Annotated in this window: 7 protein-coding genes and 1 pseudogene; 2 read left to right on the top strand and 6 right to left on the bottom strand. The window is 67.5% G+C overall.

What is annotated here, in order from left to right; genetic code table 11:
* The 5 genes from V7Q39_RS17155 to V7Q39_RS17135 form a co-directional block, all read right to left on the bottom strand.
* Positions 1–604 (bottom strand): isocitrate/isopropylmalate family dehydrogenase (locus tag V7Q39_RS17155; protein ID WP_333817834.1); only part of this gene is annotated, 604 nt, incomplete at its 3' end.
* A gap of 71 nt (positions 605–675) precedes the next feature.
* Positions 676–1,659: an endonuclease/exonuclease/phosphatase family protein gene (locus V7Q39_RS17150; RefSeq protein ID WP_333817833.1), complete on the bottom strand. Its 984-nt coding sequence runs from the start codon at positions 1,657–1,659 to the stop codon at positions 676–678.
* A gap of 58 nt (positions 1,660–1,717) precedes the next feature.
* Positions 1,718–2,710 (bottom strand): hypothetical protein, encoded by a 993-nt coding sequence (locus V7Q39_RS17145; RefSeq protein ID WP_333817832.1) that lies wholly within the window; start codon positions 2,708–2,710, stop codon positions 1,718–1,720.
* A gap of 114 nt (positions 2,711–2,824) precedes the next feature.
* A complete protein-coding gene (locus V7Q39_RS17140) occupies positions 2,825–4,120 on the bottom strand; it encodes an HlyD family type I secretion periplasmic adaptor subunit (protein WP_333817831.1) in 1,296 nt (431 codons plus the stop codon).
* Complete coding sequence (locus V7Q39_RS17135) at positions 4,117–5,868, bottom strand: type I secretion system permease/ATPase (protein ID WP_443082537.1); 1,752 nt, start codon at positions 5,866–5,868, stop codon at positions 4,117–4,119. Before V7Q39_RS17135 ends, V7Q39_RS17140 begins: the two co-directional genes overlap by 4 nt.
* A gap of 191 nt (positions 5,869–6,059) precedes the next feature.
* Between V7Q39_RS17135 and V7Q39_RS17130 the strand changes: the two genes are divergently transcribed.
* Together V7Q39_RS17130 and V7Q39_RS17125 are read left to right on the top strand one after the other, a co-directional pair.
* Entirely contained in the window at positions 6,060–6,845 is a 786-nt protein-coding gene (locus V7Q39_RS17130; RefSeq protein WP_333817829.1) for an MlaA family lipoprotein, read from the top strand.
* Entirely contained in the window at positions 6,835–7,443 is a 609-nt protein-coding gene (locus tag V7Q39_RS17125) for an MlaC/ttg2D family ABC transporter substrate-binding protein (RefSeq protein WP_333817828.1), read from the top strand. Before V7Q39_RS17130 ends, V7Q39_RS17125 begins: the two co-directional genes overlap by 11 nt.
* A gap of 384 nt (positions 7,444–7,827) precedes the next feature.
* On the opposite strand, the pseudogene V7Q39_RS17120 reads toward V7Q39_RS17125, so the two are convergent.
* Positions 7,828–8,216: pseudogene (locus V7Q39_RS17120) on the bottom strand (hypothetical protein); the annotation flags it as partial.

Raw genomic sequence — 8,216 nt, 5'->3', positions numbered from 1 at the left:
AGAGGATGCCGGATTCCATCACATTGGCCTTCTCCATCGAGCAGACCTTGTTGCCCCGCTTCCGCGCCAGCTCGAAGGCCGATTTCGCCACCCGGGCGATCTCGGATTCGGTGTAGCGCTGGGTGTTGATCCCCACCCGCTCGTTGCCTTCCTTGAAGATGCCCCGCGGCTCGCCGAAATAGACGCCCGAGGTCAGCTCGCGCACGATGACGATGTCCAGGCCCGCCACCACCTCGCGCTTCAGCGACGAGAAATCGGCCAGCGCGTCGAAGCATTGCGCGGGACGCAGGTTCGAAAACAGGTCCATTTCCTTGCGCAGGCGCAAAAGGCCGCGCTCCGGTTTGACGGAAAAGTCCAGCTTGTCGTATTTCGGCCCGCCCACCGCGCCCAGCAGCACCGCGTCGACGTCCTGCGCCTTGGCCATCGTCGCATCGGTCAGCGGGGTGCCATGCGCGTCATAGGCGCAGCCGCCCACCAGATCCTCGCTGACGTCGAACTTGATGCCGCGTTTCGCGCCCATCCAGCCGATGATCTTCTTCACCTCGGCCATGACTTCCGGGCCGATGCCGTCGCCGGCGAGGATGAGGAGGGAAGGGTTTGCCACGCGCGTGCTCCTGAAAAAGCTGTCGCGATTCGCCTAGCTTTTCGCCGCGAAAACTTCAAGCGGAGAGCGGCTCAGGGCAGGGCGATGTCGACCCAGACCGGGAAGTGGTGCGAGGCGGCGGTAAGGTCGGCCAATGCCGGGTCGCCCGCTGCGGGCCACAGCACGCCCGCATCTTTCACCGTCAGCCCGGCCGAAGGCAGCACATAGTCCAGCCGCAACCCGCCGAGGTCGGGGTAGAGCACGGTATCAAGCCGTGGGTCGCCACTCTGGCCGGGGTCCTTCCGATCCGCTTGCCCCTTCGGCGCGGGGTCCTGCAGCGCCGGATGCGCCAGAAGCCCCGCGATCCCCTCGCGCAGGCCATCACCATCGGCGGGGTCGAGGTTGCCGTCGCCCAGCAGGATGAAGGGCCCCTCCGGCGGGCTCATCGGCAGGCCGCCTTCCAGGAACAGCCGCCAGAAGGCCGCCTCGTCATGGTTGCGGCGGCCATTTCTGTCCTCCGGCCCGTCGAAGACCGGTGGCGTCGCGTGCCAGGCCAGAAGGTGCAGCGGGCCGGACGCGGTCTCCACCGGCACATCCCAGAACCCGGTCGTCGCCAGCCGCTGCACGGATGCCAGCTCCGGCGGATCGTCCGAAAGCCCGCCCGGCAGGTCGCGCCAGAGGAAACCGGAGAAGTCCCGCGCGCCTGCCTGATCCACCGGAAGCCGCGACAGGATCGCCATGCCCGCATTGCCGGAAAACCACCCGAAACCCTGCGCGTCGCGCGGGTCGCCCAGCCGCCCGTTGCCGTCGACATCGAAGCCGGTCTGCATCCCGGTGTTCGGCCGGAAGGCGAAACGATAGGGATAGTCGACCCCTGCCGCGGCCAGCTTTTCCGCCAGAAGCCGCAGCGCCACGCCGCCCCGGTCATAGTCTACCGAGGTCAGCAGGATCACATCGGCGTCCAGCACCGCCAGCACCCGTACGACGGCAGCGGTCTGCGGGTCGCCCCCCCTGGCGAGGTCCTGCACCAGAAGCCCCGGCCCCTTGCGGTCCAGGCCTGCGTTCCAGGTCGCCACCCGCAGCGTCTCGGCGGTGGCCGGTGTGCAAAGCAGCGTCGCCAGCAGGAAGAAGCGTCTAAAGATCGTCGTCCTCGTCGTCGTCGTGATCCAGCTTCGATGGCTCGATCGCGCCCAGTACCGCGAGCTTTGCCGCCCGCTTGATGCGGATCATGTCGGCGATCCGCGCCATGGCGACGGCCCGCATGATCAGCGCCGCCGGCATGTAGGCCCAAAGCGCCATGGTCCAGATCAGCGTCTGCGGCGAGGTCAGCGTATCCGCCGGAATGCCGGAGGTCAGGACCGCGACCAGCGCCGGGACCACGAAGGGCAGCAGGAAGCCTACCGCGAGATTGGCATGGGAATCGCGCACCAGCCGGTCGACCACGTCGCCGCCCGCCGTCGGCTCGAAGGTGGGCAGGTTCACCCAGACGTTGAACGCGGCTTTCGTCGAGGGCCAGCCGACCAGCTTCAGCACGATGACGAAGAGCGCGAGCGAGAAGAGCGAGATCAGATAGGCTGTCGCTGCCGCCACCTTGACCTGCACAATCTGCGCGGCAGTGGCGGTGTCGTCCAGCATGTAGCTGGCCAGACGCACCGGCGAATAGGGGAAGTCGAAGGCCGCGCCGATCAAAAGGCCAAGCGCATGGAAAAGCCGCGAGACGGTTGTCGAATCCTCAAGATCCGCGACGATGGAGGACAGCACGACCACGATGGTCAGCATCATCAGATAACGGATGCGGTTGTAAGGCGCGCCGTCGCGGAACTCGATCAGGCTGGGATAGACCGCGTTGTATTCGAAGAAGACGAGCGCGCCGCCGAAGAGCGCCAGAAGCGCCACGATCTGCTTGGTATCGGTGCCGATGCCGGGCAGGATGACCGAGGGCGCCACGATCAGGATCATCACCAGGAAGGCGCGCACCGCGGCGGCCACGGCGCGCGAGGCCCAGGTCCGCGCCCAGCCATCCGTCGAAGTGACCGCCGTCAGCCGCAGCTTCGTGCGCAGCGCTTCGATCCATGCGGTCCGGTTTGCCACAATTCCGCCCAATTCCGCCTCGATTCCCGCAAACATCCGGTGGTTGTGCGTATCTAGCCCAAGCTTTGTGGCCATTTAAGGGTCAGTCTTGGCCCATTGGGCGGCGTCGTGGCGATTTTCCGCACAATCGCGCGATAGGTTTTCGACGGTTCAGCTCTCCCGGAAGGCGCGGGTGAAATAGTCGGCGAAGGGTTTGATCAGATAGGCCAGCGGGGTGCGGCGCCCGGTCTGCAGGAAAACCTCGACCGGCATTCCCGGCACCAGGCTGCGCGCGCCCAGCCGGGCGCGCTCGCCTGCGGCAAGCTGCAGCTCGGCGGCGTAATAGGTCGCCCCGGTATGTGGATCGGTCAGCGCATCGGGTGCGATCAGCGTGACCCGCCCCAGAAGATGCGGGGTGTCGCGGGCGGAAAAGGCCGGGAAGACCAGCTCCGCTTCCTGGCCAGGCGAGACCTCGTCGATGTGGATCGGCGCGATGCGGGCGGTGATCACCAGCGGGCGGTCCTGCGGGATCACATACAGCACCGGGTCCGCGGCGCGCAGCACCGATTGCGGTGTCGTGACCTGCAGCCCCAGAACGATCCCCGCGACGGGTGCGCGTATCTCCAGCCGGTCGATGCGCTCGATCAGCGCGCGGCGGCGCTCGGTAAGTTCCAGAACCAGCGGTTCGATCTGACGCAACTCGGTCGCGGCATCCTCGCGGCGGCGGGTCTCCAGGTTCGACCGTTCGATCTCGATCTCCGTCACCTGATCACGGGTGCGGGCAAGCTCGGCCTCAAGCTCGCCGATTTGGCCCTCGAGCCGGGCCTCTTCGCGTTGCAAGGCCAGCACCGCCCCGGCCTGCGTCAGCCCCTTCTCCAGCAACCTTTGCTGCGAAGCCAGTTCCTGTTCGACAAGGTCAAGCTGGCGAGCCAGGGCGGTGCTTTGCGCGGCGATCCCGTTCGATTGTGCGATGGTCTGGTCGATGCGCCGTGACAGAAGATCGCGCTCTTCGGCCAGGGTTGCGGCCCGGGCCTGGAACAGGCGGCGCTGGCCGTCCAGTTGGGCGGTCACCTTGGGCGAGGTCTTGGCCAGGGTCAGGATGTCGGCCGGAAACTCCAGCGTGGTCCGCCCGTCGCGTTCGGCGGCCAACCGTGCGCCCCGGCTGGTCAGCTCCGAAAGCTGTCCCTCGACGATGGTCAGCTCCGAGCGCAATGCTGCCCCGTCCAGCCGCAGGAGGGTCTGCCCCGCCTCGACCCTTGCCCCCTCGCGGACCAGGATTTCTGCGACCACACCGCCATCGGGGTGCTGGACGACCTGACGGTCGCGCTCCACCTCGATCCGGCCCTGGGCGACGATGGCGCCGGAGATATGGGTCAGCGTGGCCCAGAGACCGAAGCCCGCGACCAGCGTCAGCATGGCGGCCAGGCCCAGGATCACCGGGCGGCGGATCGACAGCACAGGACTCATGCGGCACCCGCGGGCGCGGCCGAGCGGACGAGTTCGGTCGCGTTGCGGACGGTCTGGCGCAGGACGGTATCGCGCGGGCCGAAGGCGGTGGCGGCGCCTTCGGTCATCACCAGCAGCATGTCGCATTCCTGGATCGCCGCCGGGCGGTGCGCCATGATCAGGATCGACGCCCCCCGCGCCTTGGCCGCGCGGATCGCCTGGTTCAGCGCCTTCGAGCCGTCATTGTCGAGGTTCGAGTTCGGTTCATCCAGGATCAGGAACACCGGGTCGCCGAACAATGCGCGGGCCAGGCCGATGCGCTGGATCTGCCCGCCGGAAAGGCGGCTGCCCATGGTTGCGACCTGGGTGTCATAGCCCTCGGGCAGGTTCAGGATCATCTCATGCGCTGCCGCCGCCCTCGCCGCCGCGATGATCGCGCCGGGGTCGGCGTCCGGTTGCAGCCGGGCGATGTTGTCGGCAATCGTGCCGTCGAACAGCGTCACCCGCTGCGGCAGATAGCCGAGATGGCGACCCAGCGCGTCGGGGTCGTACTGATCCAGCGTCGCTCCATCCAGCCGGATCCGCCCCGCGACGGGCCGCCAGACGCCAGTCAGCGCGCGGGCGAGCGAGGACTTGCCCGACCCCGACGGCCCGATTACCCCCAGCGCCTGCCCCGGCGCCAGCTGGAAGGTCAGCCCGCGCAGCACCGGCGTCGAAGCGTCAGGTGGCACCACGGTCAGGCCCTTCACCGCCAGCACCCCGCGGGGTCGGGGCAGCTCGGTTCGCGGCGGTGATGGCGGCGTCTCGGCCAGCAATCCGGCAAGCCGGTCCTGGGCCTGCCGCGCGCGGGTGACGGTCGGCCACTGGCCCACTGCCTGTTCCACCGGCAGCAGCGCCCGGCCCATCAGGATCGACGCGGCGATCATCGCCCCGGCCGACAGCTCCTGCCGCAGCACCAGCCAGGCGGCCATCCCCAGCATCGCCGATTGCAGGAACAGCCGGAAAGTCCTGATCAGCACCGAGTAGCGCCCCGAGATGTCCGAAGCCATCAGCCCCGCCTCAAGCGACCGGTCGCGGCGCAGCTTCAGCCGGGCGAAGGCCGCGCCGGCCATCCCCAGGGCCTGGATCAGCTCCGATTCCGACTTCAGGTTCTCGGCCTGGCGTTCCGCCGCCAGCGTGGCAAGATTCGCCACCTGCAAGGGCGCGTCGGTCCCCTGCTGGTTCAGCCAGCTCAACGCGACGATCACCAGCCCCCCGCCGAGGGCGAGATAGCCAAGCCAGGGGTGGAAAACGAAGATCGCGCCCGCGAAGACCAGGGCCCAAGGCGCATCGAACAGCGCCAGCAGAACGGGCGAGGCCCAGAACCGGGCGATGGCGTCGAGATCCTTCTGCGCGGCAAGGGCGGCGGTATCCTGCGGGGCGACCGTCAGGCGGCGGAAGGCGGCGGTCAGCACGCGCGCGTCCAGCCGCTGCTGCAGCCGCGCGCCGACCCGGGCCATGATCCGGCCCCGCGCATAGTCCAGCACCCCCATCGTCAGGAACAGGAACGCCACCAGCAGCGTCAGCGCTAGAAGCGTCTCTTCCGACCGCGAGACGAGCACCCGGTCATAGACCTGCAGCATGTAGAGTGGCGCCGTCAGCATCAAGAGGTTGACCAGCGCAGAGAAGACGAAGGCCACCGCCACCGCCTGGCGCGAACCTGCTCTGGCGGCGGCCAGTTCGGCGATACCTTCCCGTGGATCGGTCCTGTATTTCGCGGTCGGGTCCATCATCCGTTCCTTGGCACCTTCCTGCCATGCGTGGTGCATCTGCCGCGCTTGCCGGTTGTCTTGGGCAAGTCGGGGTTCTATGCCTTGCCAACGCCCGCGCGAGACCAATGTTAGGGGCGTGCTGGCCGAACAATAGGAACATGGGTCTGAACATTTCATTTACTTCAGGGCGTATCAGACGCATTTCGGCGGTGGCTATCACAGCGGCGCTTTTGTCCGCCTGCGGCGGTGCCCGTGACTCGAACGGCATCAACGACCCGTTCGAGCCGGCGAATCGCAAGGTCCATGCCTTCAACAAGGGCGTTGACCGGGCGCTGGTCGGCCCGGCCTCGAAAGGCTATGGCGTGGTGCCCGACCCGCTGAAGCGCGCCGTGGGCAATGTGGCCGACACGCTGGATTTGCCCGGCGACATCGCCAACAACCTTCTCCAGTTCCGCTTGGCTGATGCCGGCGAAAACTCCGTCCGCCTGTTGGCGAACCTGACGTTCGGGGTCTTCGGCCTGGTCGACTTCGCCTCCTTCGCCGGGGTCGAGGGCAAGCCCACGGATTTCGGCGAGACGCTGCATGTCTGGGGTGTGGGCGAAGGACCCTATATGGAGCTGCCGTTCGCCGGCCCCTCCACGGCCCGCGATACCGTCGGGATGGTCACGGACCTTGCGCTGAACCCGGTTCGGCTGGCGCTGCCGAAGCGCGAGGCGAATGCGGCGACGATCCTCAAGATCCTCTCACGGCTTGGTGATCGGGATCGGTTCTCGGCGACGGTGGATTCGCTCCTATATGAAAGCGCGGACAGCTATGCTCAGGCGCGGCTCCTCTACCTGCAGAACCGGCGCTTCCAGCTGGGCAAGGGCGATGGAGCGGCGGGTGACACCGGCGAAGACGGTTTCATCGACCCCTATGCAGATGCCCCGAGCAATGCGGCTGCTCCGATCGACGACGGATTCATCGACCCCTACGAGGACCCCTATGCCCAATGACCTGATCCTCTCGCGCCGCGGTTTCGTGGCCGGACTGGCCACCGTCGGCGCGCTGACCGCGCTGCCGCTGCCCGCCCTTGCCCTGACTGCGGATGCCGCGAAGACGCTGGTCGACAAGACCGTGGGCGACATCAATTCCATCATCAACTCGGGCAAGTCCGAAGCCGCGATGCTGAAGGATTTCGAAAAGCTCTTCGCCCGCTACGCCGATGTTCCCGCCATCGCGCGGTCGGTCCTCGGCACGGCGGCGCGCTCGGCCTCCAAGAGCCAGCTTTCCGCCTATACCGCGGCCTTCCAGGGCTACATCAGCCGCAAATACGGCCGCCGCTTCCGCGAATTCATCGGCGGGCGGATCGAGGTGTCGGATGCCCGCGCGGTGAAGAGCTTCTTCGAGGTGATCTCGACGGCCTACATGAAGGGCGAATCCCCGTTCGAGGTGCGCTGGCATGTGTCGGACAAATCCGGCAAGAGCCTGTTCTTCAACATCATCATCGAGGGGGTGAACATGCTGGCCTCGGAACGCACCGAGATGGGCGCGCTTCTCGACCAGCGCGGCGGCGACCTCGACCGCCTGATCGCCGATCTCGCGAAACTCTGACCGGCGGCTTCGTCTTCTCTCGCGGTTGGCGAGGGGTGACGAAGCCACCGCCGCGCACCGCCAGCGCGGCTGCGTGATCCCGACTTCTCCGGCGCGGTGGCGACCGCTGCCGCCTGGTCGCCGGTCAGGCCGGAAAGTCGCGTCATTTGCGGCCCCAGCCAGCCGTTGATCGCCCCGACCGTCCGCGACGGCCCGGGTTCGCTGGTCGAATAGGGCGCGACCGTCACCTGCCCCGCCGGGCCTGAGAAAAGCAGGACCGCTCCAGGTGATGCCGGAAGTCTCGAACCCGCTCGCGACCCCTTGCCGGAGGATAGCGCATGGCGCTCTCCGGTCAGCCGGACCTTTCTGCAAGGCCATGTCCGGCAGGCCCACCCGTCAAGCGCGTCAGTTGTTCCCGCCCAGGATGCCATCCAGCAGCTGTTCGACAACGTCGCCTCTGGGCGCTTCCCTCACCGGCCCTTCCAGCACCGCGCCAGCCGGGGGCGGGCCGTCATAGACCGGGATCGCCTCGCCGGTCGCCGGGTCGATATAAACCTCGTCGTAGGTGGGCGCGTTCGGGTCATCGAAATAGGGCACGTCCTCGGCCGCGACTGCGCCTTCGCCGGTTCCGGTCCCGATCGGGGCATAGGTGGAATCCGGGATTTCCTTGATCAGCGGCTTGGCGGGCAGGCCCTCGTTGATCCGCACCATGACCTCGTGCCAGATTTCCGCCGGCAACCCCCCGCCGGTGACGCCGGTCAGCGGCTTGTTGTCGTCATAGCCCATCCAGACGC

Origin of the sequence: Tabrizicola sp., assembly GCF_036781545.1 — a bacterium.
In the GTDB taxonomy this organism is placed as follows: Bacteria; Pseudomonadota; Alphaproteobacteria; order Rhodobacterales; family Rhodobacteraceae; genus Tabrizicola.
This window is presented reverse-complemented; position numbering and strand designations above follow the sequence as displayed.